Consider the following 18,808-nt stretch of genomic DNA (forward strand, 5'->3'; position numbering starts at 1 on the left):
CAATCCTCCTGGTCAGAAGCAGGGACCGAAACCCCAGGGGCAACGAGGTAACTTTTTGGACACACCGCCAGCTTCCCCGCCAACACCGCCTCGACATGACATCGTGACAAGACGTATACGCAGGTCCCGGGGAGGAAGCGGAAATGCGTCCCTCGTCATGTCCTGGTTCGAACACGTTCCGTAGCACATCACGCGCGAAGGGTCCTCAACAGGAAAGAATCCGGGGCACCTCCAGGTGGCCCTTTTCGGTCAGTGCCGCGCTTCCGGTGGGTATCGCCGTCCTCCTGGCCCTGTCGACCGCAGCGCCCGGGGGCGCGGACGACTCCGCTCCCCCGGTGGAGGCCGCGCTGGGCGACGTGCGGGTGGAGCTGGCCCTGCTCCGCGCGGACATGGAGGCCCTCCGCGAGGAGGCGTCGGCCAAGATCGAGCGCTACGAGGCCGCGCGGGAGCGGTTGGCGGAGCTCACCGAGCGCAGGAAGGCCGCCGAGCGGCGCGCGGACATGGCCGAGGAACGCGGCCGGGCGGCGCGACTGGCGGCGGCCCGCCAGGCGGCGACCGCCTACAAGGGCGGTGACCTGGGCATGGTGAACGCCTGGACCGGCCCCGAGGGGCCTTCCGGGATGCTGGAGCGCGGAGCGTACCTGACCCTGCTGGCCGGGCACCGCGAGGCCGACATGGGGCGCGCCGAGGCCGCGCGGGTGGCCACGGGCACCCTCGCCGGGATAGCCGAGACCGCCGAGCGGGAGCAGGCCGAAGCGGTCGAGGCCGCGGAGGCCGCGCGGGAGGAGGCCGTGCTGGCCGTCGCCGACCAGGAGGCGGCGGTCGAGGAGCTGCTGGAGGAGCAGACGCGCCTGGAGGCGCGGCTGGCCGAGGTCCGCGACGCCGAGGCCGAGGAGAAGCGGCGCGAGGAGGCGCTGCGCGGGGCGCGCGCGGCGGCCTCCCCCGCCGGGGACGACCGCGGCGGGTCGGAGGGCGACGGGCCGCAGCCCGCGCGGGACCCCGGCGCCCGGTGCGGGGGCGGGAACATCACCGCCCACGCCAACGGGCACATCCCGCAGTCGCTGCTGTGTCCCCTGCCGCAGACGGGCGAGTGGCTGCGGGCCGACGCGGCCGCGGCCTTCATCGAGCTCGACGGCGCCTACCGCCAGGCGTTCGGACGGCCGATGTGCGTGGCCGACTCCTACCGCCCCTACCACGAACAGGTGCGCCTGTTCCAGGAGATGCTGCCCGGCATGGCCGCCCGTCCCGGGACCAGCCAGCACGGGTTGGGCGTGGCCGTGGACCTGTGCGGCGGGGTGAACTGGCTGGGCAGCGCCGAGCACGAGTGGATGCTGGCCAACGCCCCCCGCTACGGCTGGGACAACCCGGCCTGGGCCCGGGGCGGCTTCGAGCCCTGGCACTGGGAGTTCACCGGCCGGTGAGCGGTCGGGGCGCCAGACCTCACCGCGGGGGCGGAGCCCATCGGAAATCGAATCCCGTAAGTCACACCGGTAACAGCTTCGGCTGGACCATAAGTTCGCCCAGGCCGCAGGGCGTGTGTCCTCGGACGGTGCTCCGCTCGCCCGCCGCCCCGGCGGTGGGGTCAGACCTGCGAGCCGACCCGGACCTCGAAGGTGCCCAGGACGCCGGCGTCGACGAAGAGCTCGTCGTGGGGCTCCAGGGGCGGGGTGGCCACCGGCAGCAGCGCCCGTACGCTTCCGGGCCCGGAGGCCAGCCACGCGTGGTGCGGATCGACCAGTCCCCGGCCCAGCTCGCGCTCCTCCGCCCAGGCGCTCAGGCCCAGCCGCTCCCCCGCGATCTCGTCGGCGGTGGCCAGCACGGGGCCCAGGCTCAGCAGCACGGGCTGGCCCGCGGCGTCCAGCCAGAGGCAGGCGGGGGTGTAGGCGCTCGCCGCCCCCGCGGCCCCGGCCACGGCCGCCGCGCCCACCCGGGCCGAGCGGGCCCCCGCGGGCACGGCGTCGTCCACGCCGCACACCAGCTCGGGGTGCACGTACCACTCCTCGTCGCCCGCGCGCACCGGGACCGGGCCCGCCGGAAGCACGGGGGCGCACATGCGCGCCTCGGGCTCGACGATGATCTCGACCGGCGCCTCGACCGCGCGCCCGTGGGCGGCGGCCAGCGCCCCCTCCCCCGCCGCCAGCAGGTCGGCGAGGCGTTCGGGGCCGGGGCTGCCCAGCACGTCGCCGTCGTCCAGCACCCCGGCGCGCTCACTGCCGCCGCTCGGCGACAGGTAGGTCACCCAGCGCATCCACGTCTCCTTGTCCACCGCGGGAGGGGGAACGCCCCCCGCTGCGCGCGACGTCGCCGCTCAGCGGGCCGCGGTCGGGCTGTGTTCCTTGCCGGTGCCCGCGCACCCGCGGCAGGGCTCGTCGATCCGCACCCAGACGATCACTCCGCTGCCGTCCCGGTGCGGTCTCTCCGGCCGCCACCAGCCCGTTCCGGAACAGAACCGGCAGTCCACTCCGTCCTGCTCACACCATCCGCACGAGGAAATCGCACACCGGGTGTGTGTCGGTTCCCGCATCGGGTCCATGCGCTCCCACCGTCTCCCGCGAAATCGCGACCAGCCTTGCACACGGTGCACGTGCGCGTCCAGCCGGGCGAACGCGTCGAAGCGGGTCAGAGCGTACTCGCCCTCCCGGGAGGGGCCGCCGTGCCCCGCCGGAGCCGTCGGCTCAGGCGGACTCGCGCACCACCAGGTGGGTCTGCAGCATGACCGTCTCGCTCTCCACCGTGCGCGGGATCGCCACGTCCACCAGCAGCCGCGCCATCTCCTGCCCCATCCGCACGGTGGGCTGGTGGATGGTGGTCAGCGGCGGGTCGCTGTGCTGGGCCATGACGATGTCGTCGTAGCCCACCAGGGCGATGTCCTCCGGCGCGTGCAGGCCGCGCGAGCGCAGCGTGCGCAGTCCTCCGATGGCCATCATGTCGGAGGCCGCGAACACGCCGTCGGGTTCCAGCCCGGTGTCCAGCAGCCGCTCCATCGCCTCGGCCCCGCCCTCCACGCTGAAGTCGCCCTGGACCACGAGCCGTTCGTCGACCTCCAGCCCGGCGTCGGCCATGACCTGGCGGTAGCCGCGCAGGCGCTCCACACCGGCGTTCATGTCCTGGGGGCCGGTGATGGTGGCCACCCGGCGGCATCCGCGCTCCAGCAGGTGCCGGGTGGCCTCCCTGGCCCCGCCGATGTTGTCGATGTCGACGCAGTAGGGCGCGGGCTGGTCCGGGGAGTGGGGGCGGCCGCCGTGCACCGCCGGTACCCCGGCCTCGTCCAGGCGGGCCGAGAGCGGGTTGTCCCCGTGCATGGACACCAGCAGCGCCCCGTCGACGTGCAGGCCGCTGAGGTAGTCGCCCACGCGCTTGTGCTCCGGCTCGGTGCGGGCCGTGGTGAGCATGAGCTGCAGGTCGCGCTCGTGCAGGACCGAGCTCACGCCGCGGATGATGTCGGCGAAGAAGGGGTCGGAGAACAGGCGGTCGCGGGGTTCGGAGACCACCAGGGCGATCGTGTCGGTGCGCCTGGTGACCAGGGTGCGCGCGGCGTGGTTGGGGGTGTAGCCGAGTTCGGCGATCGCGTCGTGCACGGCGTCCCTCGTGCGCGGGCTCACCTGGGCCGAGCCGTTGATCACGCGGGAGACGGTTCCGCGCCCCACTCCGGCGCGCTGCGCCACCATCTCCAGGGTCGGACGCTTCCGACCCGCATCGCTCTTGGCCACTGTGAGGCTCCCTCTCGGATGGTCGTCGACGGGTGTCCGACCGTGGTCATACCCGCCTGACGACCGCGTGGGGTGCCCCGAGGGGCACCCCACCGTCGTTCACGGTCCACCGGACCGGCGCTCCCGCCACCGCGGGGGCGCCCTGGCTCAGCGCTGGGGGAAGCTCCCCGTCTTGGCCAGCTCGGCGTACCAGTGACCGCTGTCCTTCACGGTCCGCTTCTGCGTCTCGTAGTCGACGTGCACGAGTCCGAACCGGCGGGAGTACCCCCACGCCCACTCGAAATTATCCAGCAGGGACCAGGCGAAGTAACCGCGCAGGGGCGCGCCGGCCTCGACGGCCTCCTTGGCGGCCCGCAGGTGGCCCTCGTAGTAGGCGATCCGTTCGGTGTCGTTGACCTCGCCGTCCTCGGTCACGGTGTCCTCGAAGGCACAGCCGTTCTCGGTGACGTAGAGGTCGATGCCGCCGCTCTCCCCCGCCAGGCGCATGATCACGTCGTACATGCCGGTGGGGTCGATCTCCCAGCCCATGTGCGTGACGGGCAGGCCCTGGGAGACGTGCACCTCCTCGGGCTCGGCGCCGAGCCAGGCGCCGCCCTCACCGCTGACCAGGGCCGGGTCCAGGCCCTTGGCGGAGGCGGCGACGAACTCGGGCGTGTAGTAGTTGATGCCCAGGAAGTCCATCGGTGCGGAGGTGATCTCCAGGTCCCCGTCGACGAGGAAGGAGAAGTCGCTGATGTGGGCGAGGTCCTCGATCACGTCCGCCGGGTAGCGGCCCTTGAGCAGGGGGTCGGTGAAGATGCGGTTGCGCACGCCGTCGGCGCGGCGGGCGGCGCGGGCGTCGGCGGCGCTGGGCCCGTGGGGGCGGATGACCGCCTGGTTGTGGGCCAGGCCCACGCGGGCGGGGCGCCCGGTGGAGCGGATCGCCTCGGTGGCCAGGCCGTGGCCGAGCAGCAGGTGGTGCGCGGCGGCCAGGGCTGCCGCGTCGTCCTTGTGCCCGGGCGCGTGGTGGCCGTTCTGGTAGCCGAGGAAGGCCGAGCACCAGGGCTCGTTGACGGTCATCCAGTTGCTGACGCGGTCGCCGAGGGCGTCCGCGACGACCTGGGCGTAGTCGCGGAAGCGGTAGGCGGTGTCGCGGTGCGGCCAGCCGCCCGCGTCCTCCAGCGGCTGGGGCAGGTCCCAGTGGTACAGGGTGGCCCAGGGCTGGATCCCGGCCGCCAGGAGGGTGTCCACGAGGCGGTCGTAGAAGTCGATCCCCTCCTGGTTCACCGCGCCGGTGCCCTCGGGGATGATCCGGGGCCAGGCGATGGAGAAGCGGTACGCGCCCAGGTTGAGCTGGCTCATGAGCGCGACGTCGTCGGCGTAGCGGTGGTAGTGGTCGTCGGCGGGGTCGCCGGTGTCTCCGCCCAGGACCTTGCCGGGGGTTTTGGCGAAGGTGTCCCAGATGCTGGGGCCACGGCCGCCTTCGGTCGTGGCGCCCTCGATCTGGAACGAGGCGGTGGCCGCCCCCCAGAGGAAGCCCTCGGGGAAATCGTTGCGGTTGCTCACTGCTGGTGTACGCACCTTCCATGACGAGGGGACATCTGTTTGGGAGCGCTCCCATAAAAGAAACAGAGAAGTACCCGGGTGTCAATCGACGGACCTGGCACCGCAACCCAACCGTTACGAGTCGAACACCCCGGTGCCGTCCGAACGCGGGCCCGCCTCCGGCGCTGCCGGAGGCGGGCCCGCGGCGGCGGCGCGGGTCAGCGCCGGGACAGCCTGCGCACCAGCAGGTCGCCCAGACTCTGCGCGGCCTGCACGATGACGACGAGCAGGATGACCGTGGCCCACAGGTAGTGGTCGTTGAAGCGCTGGTAGCCCTCGCGGATGGCGAGGTCGCCCAGACCGCCGCCGCCGATGGCGCCGGCCATCGCCGAGTAGGAGATGAGGGTGACCACGGTCATCACCAGACCGGCGATGAGGCCGGGCATCGCCTCGGGCAGCATCACCTTGCCCACGATCGTCAGGCGGCGGGTGCCCATGGCGTGCGCGGCCTCGACCACCCCCCGGTCCACCTCGCGCAGCGAGGTCTCCACCAGGCGGGCGAAGAAGGGGATGGCCCCGATGCTCAGCGGCACGATCGCGGCGGTGGGGCCCAGGGTCGTGCCCACCAGGAAGCGGGTCAGGGTGAGCACCGCCACCATCAGCACGATGAACGGCAGCGAGCGGCCGATGTTGACGACGGCGCTGAGCACCGCGCGCACCGGCGGCGCGGGGAGGAGGCCGCCCCGGTCGGTGACCACGAGCAGCACGCCCAGCGGCAGGCCGACCAGCACGCTGAAGACGGTGGCCCACACCACCATGTAGACGGTGTCCAGGGTGCCCAGCCACAGGCTGGGCCACATGGCGGGCCATGCCCGGACGAAGGCCACGACGGCGTCCCAGGCTCCGGCGTCCTCGGCCGCGGCGGCCAGGAGGAGGGTGTCGGCGGGGGTGGTCACTTTCCGGCCTCCTCGACCAGCAGGCCGTGTTCGGACAGGTAGCTCAGGGCCTGGCCGCGGCGTTCGCCGCGCAGGTCCACGCTCAGACGGCCCACGGACTGCCCGGCGACCTCCTCCACGCCGCCACCCAGGATGTTGACGTCCACGTCGAAACGGCGGGTGAGCTCGGACATGAGCGGCTCGTCGAAGGAGCGCGGGTAGGTCACGTGCACCGTGTCCGGCCCGTGGTGGGCGGGCAGCGGGAACAGGGAGCGCGCGAGCAGGGAGCCGGGGGTGCCGATGAGGTCCAGCACCCGGCCCGACTCGCGGAACCCGCCGTTCTCCATGATCGCCGCGGAGTCGCAGATCCGCTTGATGACGTCCATCTCGTGGGTGATCAGCAGGATGGTCAGGCCCAGCTCGTCGCGCAGGCGGCGCAGCAGCGCCAGGATGGAGTCGGTGGTGGCGGGGTCGAGCGCGGAGGTCGCCTCGTCGCTGAGCAGCACCCGGGGGCCCGAGGCCAGCGCGCGGGCGATGCCCACGCGCTGCTTCTGCCCGCCCGAGAGCTGGGAGGGATAGGCGCGCGCCTTGTCCCCGAGCCCCACGAGTTCGAGGAGTTCGCCCACGCGAGCGCGCCGGCGGGCGCGGTCCACACCCGCGACCTCCAGGGGGAAGCCCACGTTCCCGGCGACGGTGCGCGAGGACAGCAGCGCGAAGTGCTGGTGCACCATGCCGATGCCGCGGCGGGCGGCGCGCAGGCGCCCGCCGCGCAGCGCGGTGAGCTCCTCGCCCGCCACGCGGACGGTTCCGGCGTCGGGGCGTTCCAGGAGGTTGACCGAGCGCAGCAGGGTGCTCTTGCCCGCACCGCTCTGGCCCACGACACCGAAGATCTCGCCGGGCTCGACGTGCAGGTCGACCCCGTTCAGGGCGTCCACCCGGTGCTTCTTCAACCTGTAGGCCTTGTACAGGCCCACTGCGTCAATCACGGTCTTCCCATCGACGTCCCAACGGTGCTGTCACCGCGCCCGGCCGGAGCCGGGGGGCGGGATCCGCGGGTGCGGCGCCCGGGCCCGAGCGTACGGAGCACCCCGCGGGCGGGCGGCCAAGCCACGCCGACACGCGGGTCCGCCCAGGTCGGAGCGGGGGACAGCGGTGTCGCGCGAGAGCCCGCACGCCGTCCAGACAACCATGCGCGGACCAGTTGATTCGCCGGAAACACCCCGTATGGCTAGGTTATGTGGGCCACATCCGGGCGCTCGTCACACGGAGGAATCCCCCGTGTCTCCCGGCATCCCGCACGAGTGCCTACACTCAAGACCATCCCGCCCTCCCGCCCCGCCCATGGCGCGTGCGAGGGGCGGGGACCGCGCACGCGAGGACGCGCGCCGGCCCCGCCCGGGAAATGACGAGAAGCAGCGCCCGCCACACCCCCGGTCCCACAGGGAGGTGCGCGGGCCCAAGGAGCGACCACACGTGCAGTCCGACCACCACAGCAGCGCGGACGACTTCGCCGACTTCTGGGCTCCCGACCCCGCCGGCCCGGCCTGGACCGAGCGCGCCGGGGCCCTGGCCGCCGCGCTTTCCGCCGCCCCGCGGCCCGGCCGCGGCCGGGCCGGCGCCCTCGCGCTCACCGTGCTCGCGGCCTTCCTGGCCTGGCCGGGCGCTCCGGCCGCGGCGGCCCCGGCGGAACCCGAGGACATGAACTCCCTCAAGGAGCGCGCTTCGGCCCTGAGCGAGGAGTACCAGGGCGAACTGCGGGACATGGAGGGCGTGATCGCCGAGGCCGAGCGCGCCCAGAAGCGCGCCGACGGCACCCGCGAGGAGGTGGAGGAGGCGCTCGAGCAGGTGCGGGCCCTGGCGGTGGCCACCTACACCAGCGGCGGCGTCGACCCCTCCATGGCGCTGTTCGTGGAGGCCGACCCCGACGAGGTCATCGACCGGGCGGTGGTGATCGACTACCTGTCCACCAGCAACCAGGACAAGATCGACCAGCTCGACCAGGCGCTGAGCCGGGACGAGACGGCCCAGGAGACCGCCGAGGAGCAGCTGGCCCAGGCCGAGGAGGACCTGCGGGAGCTGGAGGAGCGGCGGACGGAGGTACAGCGGCTGATCGCCGACTACCCCGAACAGCCCATGGGCGGCCCCCTCAACATCACCCCGCGCACCGAGCAGATGCGGGCGCTGGTCATCGAGAAGTTCGGCGAGGGACGGGACGTGGGCGGCGTCGGCTGCTACCGGGCGGTCGGCGGCTGGGTGGTCGGCGAGCACCCCAAGGGCCGGGCCTGCGACTTCATGCTGCACCCCTCCGGGGGGATGCCCTCCCAGGAGCAGATCGACCGCGGCTGGGCGATCGCGGAGTGGGCCCGGGAGAACGCCGACGACCTGGGGATCATGTACGTCATCTACCGGCAGCAGATCTGGGACGTGCGCCGGGGCGACACCGGCTGGCGGCCGATGGCCGACCGCGGCAACCTCACCGAGAACCACTTCGACCACGTGCACATCTCGATGTTCTGAGCGCGGTCCGCCGCGCGAAGCACCCGATGACCGGTTCCGGCCATCCGGTGAGGTCTGCGTCACCCGTGCCGCCCGGCCCCGTGCGGGCCGTGACGGAACCGTCGGCCGACGCGGTCCGGCGGAGCGCACGCGCCCGCGGAAGGGCGTTTCCCACTACTCCATACGCCGACCGGAATTCCACGCACCGCCGTCACGATTGCGTCACACGCACGATGAGGTCTTGCCCAGCCGACACAAAACAGTGACGATTCACCTCATCAGCCCTGGCCCGGCCTGCCCCCGCACCCCCGCCCCCCGTTAGGATGCAACACGTTCCGGCCCGGGTCCGACAGTTCTCCTTCGACCCCACCCGGCCTCCGCCCCGGTGGTCGGGCGTTCCCGGTCCGCCGGAACTCCTCTCCAGGACACGGGGAACGCCCCGCCCCACGCCCCCGCCCTCGCCCGCGGGACGGCAGCAGCGGCAGGTGCGCCTCCCCCTCACACGACTCCGTGCCCTCCTACGGACGGTGCGGAACGTCGTGAGAACCCACCGGCGCGCACTTGCGTCCCAGACAACACGGTCAGCACACACGGGCGAGGGGAGCCATGAGCGAAAACGGACCTTACAACCAACCACCGCAGAACCCCTACGGTGGCGGGGACAACAGTGGGGGCCAGCAGCCCTTCGGGCAGCCCTACGGCGACCCCAACGCCCCGGGCCAGCCCCACGGCGTCCCCTACGGCGACCACGGCACCGGCGGCCAGCCCGGCTACGGCGGCCCCGCGGGCTTCCCCGGCCCCCCGGAACAGCAGATGTACGCGGGCGGGCAGCCACCCTACCCCGGCGGCCCCATGGGCCCGGGCGGTCCCGGCGGCCCCGGCTACCCCCCGCCGCCGCCGCCCTCGGGCGGCGGCAGCAAGGCGGGCCTGTGGGTGGTCATCGGCGGCGGCGTCGTGATCGTCGTCCTGGTGATCGCGGTCATCGTCATGCTCATCAGCAACGGCCGGGAGCCCACCGCGGTCGCCTCCGACCCGGACACCTCCCCGAGCGCGGAGGAGACCGCGGAGGAGTCCGGCGACACCGACCCCGAGCCCCAGCCGGACACCGACGCGGCCCCCGCGGGAGAACCGCCCTACACGGTTCCGTCCGAGCCGTGCAACGCCTTCACCGACCAGGTGATCTCCGACTTCCTGATCCAGGACGGAGGCAGCAAGTCGGTCCGGGACGAGACCTCCTACTGCGACACCCTGGACGGCGCCCCGCCGGAGGGCAACGCCGAGGGCGGCTACGCGGCCTTCGAGGTCATCTACAGCACCCCCTACTCGGCCGCCGACTCCGTCGAGGCCGCCAAGAACGACTTCCAGGACGGCGTCCAGGAGGTCACCGGGGAGAGCCCGTACAGCACCTTCTACGACTCCGCCAACGTCGAGGAGAGCAAGGAGGTGGACCTCGGCGACGAGGCCCACTACGTGCTGACCAAGTACGACTTCCTGGGGGACGACATCCCGCAGGCCGTGCTGCTCATCCGCACCGCCAACCTCAACATCCGGATCGAGTACCAGCTGCACCCGTCCTTCACCGGTGAGGACACCGCCGAGGACCTGGTCATGCCCGACAACATCGAGGAGATCATGCTCAACGCGGGCGCCGACGCGCTGGCCGTGGTCGGTACCTGACGGGCCGCTCGTGAAGGGGCCGCGGCGGCGCCGCGGCCCCTTCGCGCACCCGGACCGGGAGGAGGGCCCTGGAGACGCGGGTCAGCCGGTCAGGTCGGCGCGCACCCGGCGGGCCGCCTCCACCATGTTGCGCAGCGCCTGCCCGACCTCGGCGTAGCCGCGCGTCTTGAGGCCGCAGTCGGGGTTGACCCACAGGTGCGCCGGGTCGACGTGCGCGGCCGCCAGGCGCAGCGCGGCCTCGATCTCCGCCACCGAGGGCACCCTGGGCGAGTGGATGTCGTACACGCCCGGGCCGATCCCCCGCCGGTAGCCCCGGTCGCCGAGGTCGCGGACCAGCTCCATCCGCGAGCGCGCGGCCTCGACGCTGGTGACGTCGGCGTCCAGCGCCTCGATCCCGTCGACGATCGTCCCGAACTCCGAGTAGCACATGTGGGTGTGGATGGTCGTGGACGGCGACACCCCGGAGGTGGCCAGGCGGAAGGAGCTCACCGCCCACTCCAGGTACTCCGGATGCCGCTCCCGGCGTAGCGGAAGCAGCTCGCGCAGGGCCGCCTCGTCCACCTGGATGTGGCGGATCCCCGCGCGCTCCAGGTCGGCCGCCTCGTCGCGCAGTGCCAGGCCCACCTGGCGGGCGGTCTCGGCCAGCGGCTGGTCGGTGCGCACGAACGACCAGGCCAGCATGGTCACCGGACCGGTGAGCATGCCCTTGACCGGCTTGCCGGTACGCGACTGGGCGTAGGCGGTCCACCCGACCGTCATGGGTCCGGGGCGCGAGACGTCACCGAACAGGATCGGCGGGCGCACGCACCGCGACCCGTAGGACTGCACCCAGCCGTGCTCGGTGGTGGCGTAGCCCTCCAGCTGCTCGGCGAAGTACTGCACCATGTCGTTGCGCTCGGGCTCGCCGTGCACGAGCACGTCCAGGCCGACGTCCTCCTGGAGCGCGATCACCCGGTCGATCTCCTCGCGCAGGAGCCGCTCGTAGGCCTCCCCGTCCAGCTCTCCCCGGCGGTGCGCGGCACGGGCCCGGCGCAGCTCGGCGGTCTGCGGAAAGGACCCGATGGTGGTCGTCGTGAGCGGCTTGTCCGCGGGGGCGGGCCGATCCCGGGGCCGCTCGTAGGCCCGCGGGCCCAGGGCGTCGAGGCGGGCGCGCACCCGGGCGTCGGTGAAGGAGGGGGCGGGCACGCCCTTCCCGGCGTACTCCCCCCCGGCCCCCTCGGACAGCACGCGGCCCAGCAGCGCCACCTCCTCGGCCTTCTGGCGGGCGAAGGCCAGGGCCTCGCGCAGTCGGGGCTCCAGTGAGGTCTCGGCCGCCAGGTCCAGGGGCACGTGCAGCAGCGGGCAGGAGGTGCTCACGGTGAGCTCGTCGGCCAGGGCCAGGAGGGTGCCGAGCGTGGCCACTGCGGCGGGGACGTCGGTGCGCCAGACGTTGCGTCCGTCCACCACCCCCGCCACCAGGCGTGTGGCGCCCAGGCCGCAGACCCTGACCAGGTCGTCCACGCCCTCGCCGTCGGTGACCAGGTCCAGGCCGACGGCCTCGACCGGGGACTCCTTCAGGACCCGCAGGGCGTCGGCCCCGACGGAGCCGAAGTAGGTGCACAGGAGCAGGGCGGGGCGGTCGGTCAGGGAGCCCAGGCGCTGGCAGACGCGTTCCAGGTGGTCGGGAGCGGCACGGCCCTCGTCGGTGGCCAGGACCGGTTCGTCCAGCTGGACCTCGGTGGCCCCGGCCTCCCGCAGCCGGGACAGGAGCTGGGCGTAGGCGTCCAGGAGCTGATCGAGCAGCTCGATCGGCTCCCAGCCCTCGGGAGCGTCGTCGGCGGCCTTGGCCAGCAGCAGGAAGGTGAGCGGGCCCACCAGGACCGGGCGGGTGTGGAAGCCGGCCCGGGCCGCCTCGCGGAACTCGGCCACGGGCTTGTCCCCCACCAGGCGGGGACGGGTGCTCGGCGAGAGCTCGGGGACCAGGTAGTGGTAGTTGGTGTCGAACCACTTGGTCATCTCCAGCGGCGGGGCGCCCCGCTCACCGCGGGCGAGCGCGAAGTAGCGGCGCAGCTCCTCGTCGCGGTCGCGGGCCGCGGCGGGCGGCGCGAAGCGGGAGGGGACCAGGTCGAACATGACCGCGGTGTCCAGGACGTGGTCGTAGTGGGAGAAGGTGTTGGAGGGGATGTCGTCGACACCGGCCTCGCGCAGCTGGGCGTAGACGCCCAGGCGCAGGTCGGCGGCGACCTCGTCGAGCTCCCGGGCGCTGGTGTCGCCCCTCCAGTAGGACTCGCTGGCGCGCTTGAGTTCGCGCCGGGGACCGATCCTCGGGTAGCCGTGCACGGTGGAGCGCACCGGGGGGCGGGACTCCCCGGAGGAGGCCGCCTGGGGCCTGGGGGTCGGGTTCACTGAGCTTCTCTCCCTCGTCGAAAGCCGGGTACCGGCCGCGAGGGCGGGGAAGCGGGCACGCCGGGGGGCGCGCCACGGGCTCGCGCACCTGCCGTCGCCCTCGGCCCTCCCTCGGGGCACGGGACCACCGGCGGCGCGGCTGCGCCGCCGGGTGGAGGCAGGTCTTCGGACTCGGGGGCGCGGGCGGTGCGGACACCGCTCCTCCTACTGGCCGCCGCTTCCCGGTTTCCGGCCCTCTCCGGCCGGTCCACCAGTGCCTATGGCGACGTTCGTTCCCCCATACCGCTGCGGGGCAGTCCCGGACTCGCACCGGGTTCCCTCTTGCGACGCACTCCCCGAGGCCCGGAGCGGACCCTGGAAAGGGGAGTGCGTACCTTCCACGCCTGCGAGTATAGGGAGCACCCCCTCCGCCCTCGCACCCGGTGCGCGACCGCACCCGTCCGGTCCGCGGAGCGTGAACCCCCGGCGCCCGGGCGGCGTCACACCCGACGTTGAAGCGTCACGCGGACGAGTTCCCCTGCTCGGTCCGCGGGCGTTCGTCTGACGATGAACGTGGAGATTCCCTCGTGAAGAAGCAGTCCCCCTCCTCCATGGCACCGGACCGCCCCCTGCTCACCGTGGTGCTGGCGCTGCTGGTGCTGGCGGGGATGGTCCTGCTGGCGGTACGGCCGTCCGGTGAGGACGAGGGGCGGTCCCCGGAGGAGCCGCCGCGGTCCGCCGCGGACGAGGAGGAGGCCCCTCCCCCCGCGGTCGGCGACCCCGACGGGCTGACCGTGGTGGACCCGGCGCACGTGGCGGGGGCGGGAGAGGCCGAACTCTCCTACGACGGCGCGATCCCCGCCTCGGTGACCTACCCTGTCATCCCCAACGCCGAGCCGCTGTCCGACTTCCTGGAGCGCGAGCTGGGCGCCGAGGTGCGCGCCTTCGAGGCGGCCAGCCCGGGCGCGGTCTCCTTCGAGGCGGAGTGGAGCCTGACCGCCGCGCACGGCGGGCTGGTGGGCGTCCGGATGACGCGGGTGGAGACCGACTCCGAGGGCCCCAGGGAGGGTTACACCACCTACTGGTACGACACCGCGACCGCCGAGCACCACCCCTCCACCGCCCTAATCGCGGGGCAGCGGGAACTGGAGCGGCTCAACGACCTGGTGCGTGAGACCGCCGTGACCGCCGACGGCCCCCCGGGGGCCGTGGACACCGCCGTTCTCCACCCGATCAGCTCCCTGTACGACTCGATGGGGTTCAACCCCGCCGGGGACCTGGTGGTGGAGTTCGACGCCGGTCAGGTCGCCCCCGCGTCGGCGGGCCGGGCGTACGCGGTGGTCGACGCCCCGACCGCCGGTGAGCTGCTCTCCGACCTGGGCGCGCGCGTGCGCGACGCGGCGACCGTGGGCGTGGAGCGCTTCGAGATCGCCGCCCCGCCCCTGGCCGACAAGGACGGGCAGCGGGAGGGCCGCCCGCCCGGGCACCTGGCCGCCGTCGACGAGGGCGTCGACTGCTCGGACCCCGACACCAGGTGCGTGGCGCTGACCTACGACGACGGCCCCGGCGGACGCACCCCCGAACTGCTGGACGTGCTCGCCGAGTACGACGCGCGGGCCACCTTCTTCGTCACCGGGTACCCGGTCATGGAGCACCCGCACACGGTGCGGCGGGCCTACGCCGAGGGGCACGAGATCGCCAACCACACCCTGGACCACCCCGACCTGGCCCGGATGAGCCCGGACGCGGTGCGCGCGAACCTGGAGACGGTGCAGGCGCTGGTCTACCGGGAGACGGGCTACACCATGGACCTGATGCGCCCGCCGTACGGCTCGACCAACGAGACCGTGGCCGAGGTGACCGCAGACATGGGGCTGGCCCAGATCCTGTGGAGCGTGGACACCAACGACTGGAGGGACCGCAAGACCCCGGTGGTCTCCTCCCGGGCCGTGGAGGGCGCCTCGGACGGCGCGATCATCCTCATGCACGACATCCACGGCACCACCATCGACGCCACGCGCTCCATCGTGAGCGAGCTGGACGCCCGCGGGTACACCATGGTGACCGTCTCCCAGCTGCTGGGGAGCACGACCCCCGGCGAGGTCTACACCACCGGAACCCCCGACACGCCCGAGGGGGAGCCGGAGGAGACCGGCGAGAACGTCTGAGCGCGACACGCCGGAGCCGCCCGCACCCGGGCTCCGGAGGGCCTGGAACGCGGGCGGCGCGCGCGTCATCCCTGGTCAGCGGCTCTGACCACATGTGGTCAGAGCCGGAGGGCACGGGGCGGTGTGACCTATGTTGCTCCCAACAGCGTCCGAGGGGATGAGGGAGTCCCGTGGTGTCGTCGACCCCAGTGAACGAGGCCGTCCGACGTCCAGGAGGCCGCGGGCCGTGGTGGTCCGCCGCCCTGGTGGCGGCTGTGGCGGCCCTGGTCCCGCCGTTGGCGGCCTGCGGGTCCGGAGTGGCCCTCCCGCGGGCTGCCGACCCCGAACTGATCACGGTGGTGCTGAGCGAACCGGACGAGGGGGTCGGCGAGTGGCGCGGAAGCGCCGACGACTTCCCCGACCACCCCCACGTCCCGGAGGGCGTCGCCATCGACGTGTCCTACCCGCGGTTCGAGGGGGCCGGGGCCTTCGCCGAGGAGCTGGCCGCACGGGTGGACCGGGAGGTCCGGGACTTCCGGGGGGCCAGCCGCCAACCGGTGGGCCTGGACATCGACTGGGAGGTGGCCGCCGCCGGGAACGGGGTGCTGGGCGTGCGCCTGGTGCGCACCGAGGAGGACTACCACGGGCTGCGCCAGGCGTACGAGACCTCCTGGTACGACACCGCCTCCGGCCGTACCGCCCACGCCGCAGAACTGCTCGCCGACGACGCCGCGCTCTCCACGCTCAACCGCCTCGTACGCGACCTGCTCGCCGACAGGAAGGACGTGGACACGGAGGGCCTTCACCCGGTCCTGCGCACCTACGACTCCCTGGGCTTCAACGCCGGGGGCGACCTGGTGGTGGAGTTCGACGACGGCCACCTGTCGCCGGTGGTGGAAGGCCACGTACCGACGACGGAACCGGGGCGCGTGGTCGCGGTGGTCCCCGCCGACCGTGCCGTTCCCCTGCTGTCGGACCTGGGCGCGCGGGCACGGGAGGCATCGCTGTCCGAGGACCCCGTCCTGGCCGTGGAGGAGCCCGTCGGCGGACCCGCGTCCCCCGCGGAGCCTCCCGGGGTGGTCGAGGCGGGCGACCCGGGCCTGGACTGCTCCCGGGCCAAGTGCATCGCCCTCACCTTCGACGACGGACCGGCCCCGACCACACCGCACCTGCTGGACCTGCTGGCGGAGGAGGGGGTGAAGGCGTCCTTCTTCCTCAACGGCGACCCCGCCCTGACCAGGCCCGGCGTGCTGCGGCGCGCCTACGCCGAGGGACATGAGCTGGCCAGCCACAACGACCAGCACGAGCACATGACCAAGGCCTTCTCGGGCGAGGAGCTGGCCGGCCAGGTGGCCGCGGTCAGCGCGATGGTGCGCCGCCAGACCGGGCACACCGTGACGCTGTTCCGGCCGCCGTACGGGGACAGCTCACCGCGGGTCCTGGCGGAGATCGGCAGACAGGGCATGGCCGAGATCCTGTGGAGCCTGGACAGCGGGGACTGGGGCGGCGCGGACCGCGACGAGATCGCGGAGAACGTGCTGGAGCAGGCCGAGCCCGGCGCGGTGGTGCTGCTGCACGACACGCTGGCCCCGACCCTGGCCGCGGTCCCGGAGATCATCGAACGGCTGCGGGGGCGGGGGTATGAGTTCGCGACCGTCAGCCAGGTCTACGACGGCCCCGAGCCGGGGAGCAGCCACCCGCCCGAGGGGCTGACCGCGCCCGCGGGGCCTTGACCCCCGGGCGCGGGTGTCGGCACGGGAGACACGTCACCGCGTCAGTTCCGGGCGGCGGTGGCGGCGCCCGGTCCGTCCTCGGCGGCGGCCGGGGCGGGGACGTCCGCGCCGACGGCCTCGCTGATGGAGCGGTATCCGGCGGCGCGGGTCAGCCGGGCCAGGCCGCGGTGGACGCGCCGGGGCCAGAGGGGGCCGCCGTAGACCAGGCCGGTGTAGCCCTGCACGAGGGTGGCCCCGGCCCGGATGCGCTCCCAGGCGTCCCGGGGTGTCTCGATGCCGCCGACGGCGACCAGGGTGACGCGGTCGCCCACGCGGGCGCGCAGGCGGCGCAGCACCTCCAGGGAGCGCTGCTTGAGCGGAGCGCCGGACAGGCCGCCCGCCCCGGCGGCCTCCACACGGTCGGCGGGGGTGGCCAGGCCCGCGCGGGAGATGGTGGTGTTGGTGGCGATGATGCCGTCCAGGCCCTCGGCCAGGGCGAGGTCGGCGACGGCGTCGATGTCCTCGTCGGCCAGATCGGGGGCGATCTTCACCAGCAGGGGCAGCTCGGGGTGCCCGGCCTCGGTGAGGGCCTCGCGCACGGCGGCCAGGAGCGGGCGCAGCTGTTCCACGCCCTGGAGGTTGCGCAGCCCGGGGGTGTTGGGCGAGCTGACGTTGACCACCAGGTAGTCGGCGTAGCGGGCCAGGCGCCGGGCGCTGAGGGCGTAGTCGGCGGGGGCCTCCGCCTCGGGGGTCACCTTGGTCTTGCCGATGTTGACGCCCAGGACGGGACGGCGTCCGCCGGTCTGGTGGTGGAGGCGTTCGGCGACCAGGGCCGAGCCCTCGTTGTTGAAGCCCATCCGGTTGACGATCGCGCGGTCGGCCACCAGCCGGAACAGGCGCGGCCTGGGGTTGCCGGGCTGGGGTTGGGCGGTGACGGTGCCGATCTCCACGAACCCGAAGCCGAGGGCGGCCAGGCCCGCGGGGCTCTCCGCGTTCTTGTCGAAGCCCGCGGCCAGGCCCAGCGGTCCGGGGAACTCCCGTCCCAGGGCGCGCACGGTCAGCTCGGGCTCGCGCGGCCCGAGGAGACGGCCCATCGCGGCGGCCGCGCCGGGGACGGCGGCCACGCCGCGCAGCGCGGCGAAGCTGAGCTTGTGGACCTTCTCCGCGTCCAGGTGGCGCAGCACCGAGCGGAAGACAATCTGGTAGAGCACGGTCATCCGTTTCCGTCGCCCTCGCGCTCGGCGAGGTAGCGTTCGAGTTCCGCGCCGAGCTCGTCGGCGGTGGGCAGGGCGGCCTCGTCGTCGGCCAGCGGGAGCGTGGGCCGGTCCTCGGGGTCGGTCCGCGAGGACATGATGTCGTCGTACTGGCGCTCCAGGTTGGCCACGACCCGCTGGACCTCCTCCGAGGCCGCGACCTGTTCGGCGACGTCGACGTCGGTGGCCTTGGCGGTCTCCTCCAGCAGATCGGTGGGCAGGGCCAGGCCGGTGGCGGCGGCCACGTACTCGGTGGCGGCGATGGCCGCGCGCGGGTACGGGGACTGGGCCAGGTAGCTGGGCACGTGGACGGCGTAGCCCACGAAGTCGTGGCCGTGCTCGCCCAGCCGGAACTCCAGCAGCGCGGTGGCGCTGGCGGGCACCTCGACCCGGCCGATCCAGGGGGTGTGCCCCTCGACCAGCTCGGGGCGGGTGGAGTGCGGGGTGACCGTGACCGGCCGGGTGTGCGGCACCGCCATGGGGATGCCGTGGGCGCTGACGGACAGTGTGACGGAGAAGTGCTCGACCAGCTGGCGCACGGCGTCGGTGAAGGCCTCCCACTCCCGGTCCGGCTCCGGTCCGTGCAGCACCAGGAAGGGCTCGTCCTCCTCGTCGTACATCCGGTACAGGGCGAGCTTGGGCGCGTCGTAGGAGGTCCAGGTGTTCTCGACGAAGGTCATCGTCGGGCGGCGCGCCCGGTAGTCCAGCAGGCGGTCGGCGTCGAAGGTGGCGATCTCCTCGGCGGCGAACCGGTCGAACAGGGAGGTGACCATCTGGCGTCCGGCGTGCCCGGCGTCCACGAAGCCGTCCAGACAGACGAGCATCGCCAGCCCGGCGACGTCCTCGAAGCCAGGGTGGAGTTGGTACAGGTCTGCGGAATCACGCACCGGGTTCTCGTCTCCAAAAAGTCGGGGTCGCGGGAGCGGCGCCCGCACGGCGGCGGGCCGGGGAGTCCCGGCTTGGCCCCGCCTGGGGCGCTGTGTCCTGCTT

At 73.5% G+C, this 18,808-nt stretch carries 14 protein-coding genes and 1 riboswitch; of the genes, 5 read left to right on the plus strand and 9 right to left on the minus strand.

Annotated features, from left to right (window positions below; all coding sequences use genetic code 11):
* Window positions 1–266 precede the first annotated feature (266 nt).
* Window positions 267–1,421 (plus strand): M15 family metallopeptidase, encoded by a 1,155-nt coding sequence (locus tag FYW95_RS01115; protein ID WP_236567641.1) that lies wholly within the window; start codon window positions 267–269, stop codon window positions 1,419–1,421.
* A gap of 161 nt (window positions 1,422–1,582) precedes the next feature.
* Here FYW95_RS01115 and FYW95_RS01120 read toward each other — a convergent pair whose 3' ends face one another.
* From FYW95_RS01120 to FYW95_RS01140, 6 genes are all read right to left on the minus strand, one after another.
* Window positions 1,583–2,248 carry a hypothetical protein gene (locus FYW95_RS01120; RefSeq protein ID WP_159941294.1) on the minus strand — a complete coding sequence of 222 codons (666 nt, stop codon included), beginning with the start codon at window positions 2,246–2,248 and terminating at the stop codon, window positions 1,583–1,585.
* A gap of 60 nt (window positions 2,249–2,308) precedes the next feature.
* Window positions 2,309–2,533, minus strand: a complete 225-nt coding sequence (locus FYW95_RS27920; protein ID WP_236567642.1) for a hypothetical protein — start codon at window positions 2,531–2,533, stop codon at window positions 2,309–2,311.
* A gap of 142 nt (window positions 2,534–2,675) precedes the next feature.
* Window positions 2,676–3,710, minus strand: a complete 1,035-nt coding sequence (locus tag FYW95_RS01125; protein ID WP_159941296.1) for a LacI family DNA-binding transcriptional regulator — start codon at window positions 3,708–3,710, stop codon at window positions 2,676–2,678.
* A 147-nt stretch (window positions 3,711–3,857) separates the two neighbouring features.
* Window positions 3,858–5,255 (minus strand): GH1 family beta-glucosidase, encoded by a 1,398-nt coding sequence (locus tag FYW95_RS01130; protein ID WP_159941298.1) that lies wholly within the window; start codon window positions 5,253–5,255, stop codon window positions 3,858–3,860.
* Between the two features lie 197 nt (window positions 5,256–5,452).
* Window positions 5,453–6,190 (minus strand): methionine ABC transporter permease, encoded by a 738-nt coding sequence (locus tag FYW95_RS01135; RefSeq protein WP_159941300.1) that lies wholly within the window; start codon window positions 6,188–6,190, stop codon window positions 5,453–5,455.
* A complete protein-coding gene (locus tag FYW95_RS01140) occupies window positions 6,187–7,143 on the minus strand; it encodes a methionine ABC transporter ATP-binding protein (protein ID WP_159941349.1) in 957 nt (318 codons plus the stop codon). The genes FYW95_RS01135 and FYW95_RS01140 overlap by 4 nt, the downstream gene beginning before the upstream one ends.
* Before the next feature lie 499 nt (window positions 7,144–7,642).
* Between FYW95_RS01140 and FYW95_RS01145 the strand changes: the two genes are divergently transcribed.
* Window positions 7,643–8,686, plus strand: a complete 1,044-nt coding sequence (locus tag FYW95_RS01145; protein ID WP_159941302.1) for a coiled-coil domain-containing protein — start codon at window positions 7,643–7,645, stop codon at window positions 8,684–8,686.
* Window positions 8,687–9,271: 585 nt separating this feature from the next.
* A complete protein-coding gene (locus FYW95_RS01150; protein WP_160049876.1) occupies window positions 9,272–10,342 on the plus strand; it encodes a DUF3558 domain-containing protein in 1,071 nt (356 codons plus the stop codon).
* An 81-nt stretch (window positions 10,343–10,423) separates the two neighbouring features.
* Here FYW95_RS01150 and metE read toward each other — a convergent pair whose 3' ends face one another.
* Window positions 10,424–12,727: a 5-methyltetrahydropteroyltriglutamate--homocysteine S-methyltransferase gene (gene metE, locus FYW95_RS01155; RefSeq protein WP_159941306.1), complete on the minus strand. Its 2,304-nt coding sequence runs from the start codon at window positions 12,725–12,727 to the stop codon at window positions 10,424–10,426.
* 159 nt (window positions 12,728–12,886) lie between these two features.
* Window positions 12,887–13,050: riboswitch (cobalamin riboswitch) on the minus strand.
* 267 nt (window positions 13,051–13,317) lie between these two features.
* Between metE and FYW95_RS01160 the strand changes: the two genes are divergently transcribed.
* Entirely contained in the window at window positions 13,318–14,874 is a 1,557-nt protein-coding gene (locus tag FYW95_RS01160; RefSeq protein WP_159941350.1) for a polysaccharide deacetylase family protein, read from the plus strand.
* A 173-nt stretch (window positions 14,875–15,047) separates the two neighbouring features.
* On the plus strand, window positions 15,048–16,586 hold the full coding sequence (locus FYW95_RS01165; RefSeq protein ID WP_159941308.1) for a polysaccharide deacetylase family protein: 1,539 nt from the start codon (window positions 15,048–15,050) through the stop codon (window positions 16,584–16,586).
* Window positions 16,587–16,627: 41 nt separating this feature from the next.
* Here the strand turns inward: FYW95_RS01165 and FYW95_RS01170 are convergent, their stop codons facing one another.
* Window positions 16,628–17,782 carry a quinone-dependent dihydroorotate dehydrogenase gene (locus FYW95_RS01170; protein ID WP_159941310.1) on the minus strand — a complete coding sequence of 385 codons (1,155 nt, stop codon included), beginning with the start codon at window positions 17,780–17,782 and terminating at the stop codon, window positions 16,628–16,630.
* Entirely contained in the window at window positions 17,779–18,705 is a 927-nt protein-coding gene (locus FYW95_RS01175; protein ID WP_159941312.1) for a proteasome assembly chaperone family protein, read from the minus strand. The genes FYW95_RS01170 and FYW95_RS01175 overlap by 4 nt, the downstream gene beginning before the upstream one ends.
* Window positions 18,706–18,808: the final 103 nt, after the last annotated feature.

Source organism: Nocardiopsis sp. FR4 (assembly GCF_009830945.1).
In the GTDB taxonomy this organism is placed as follows: domain Bacteria; phylum Actinomycetota; class Actinomycetes; order Streptosporangiales; family Streptosporangiaceae; genus Nocardiopsis.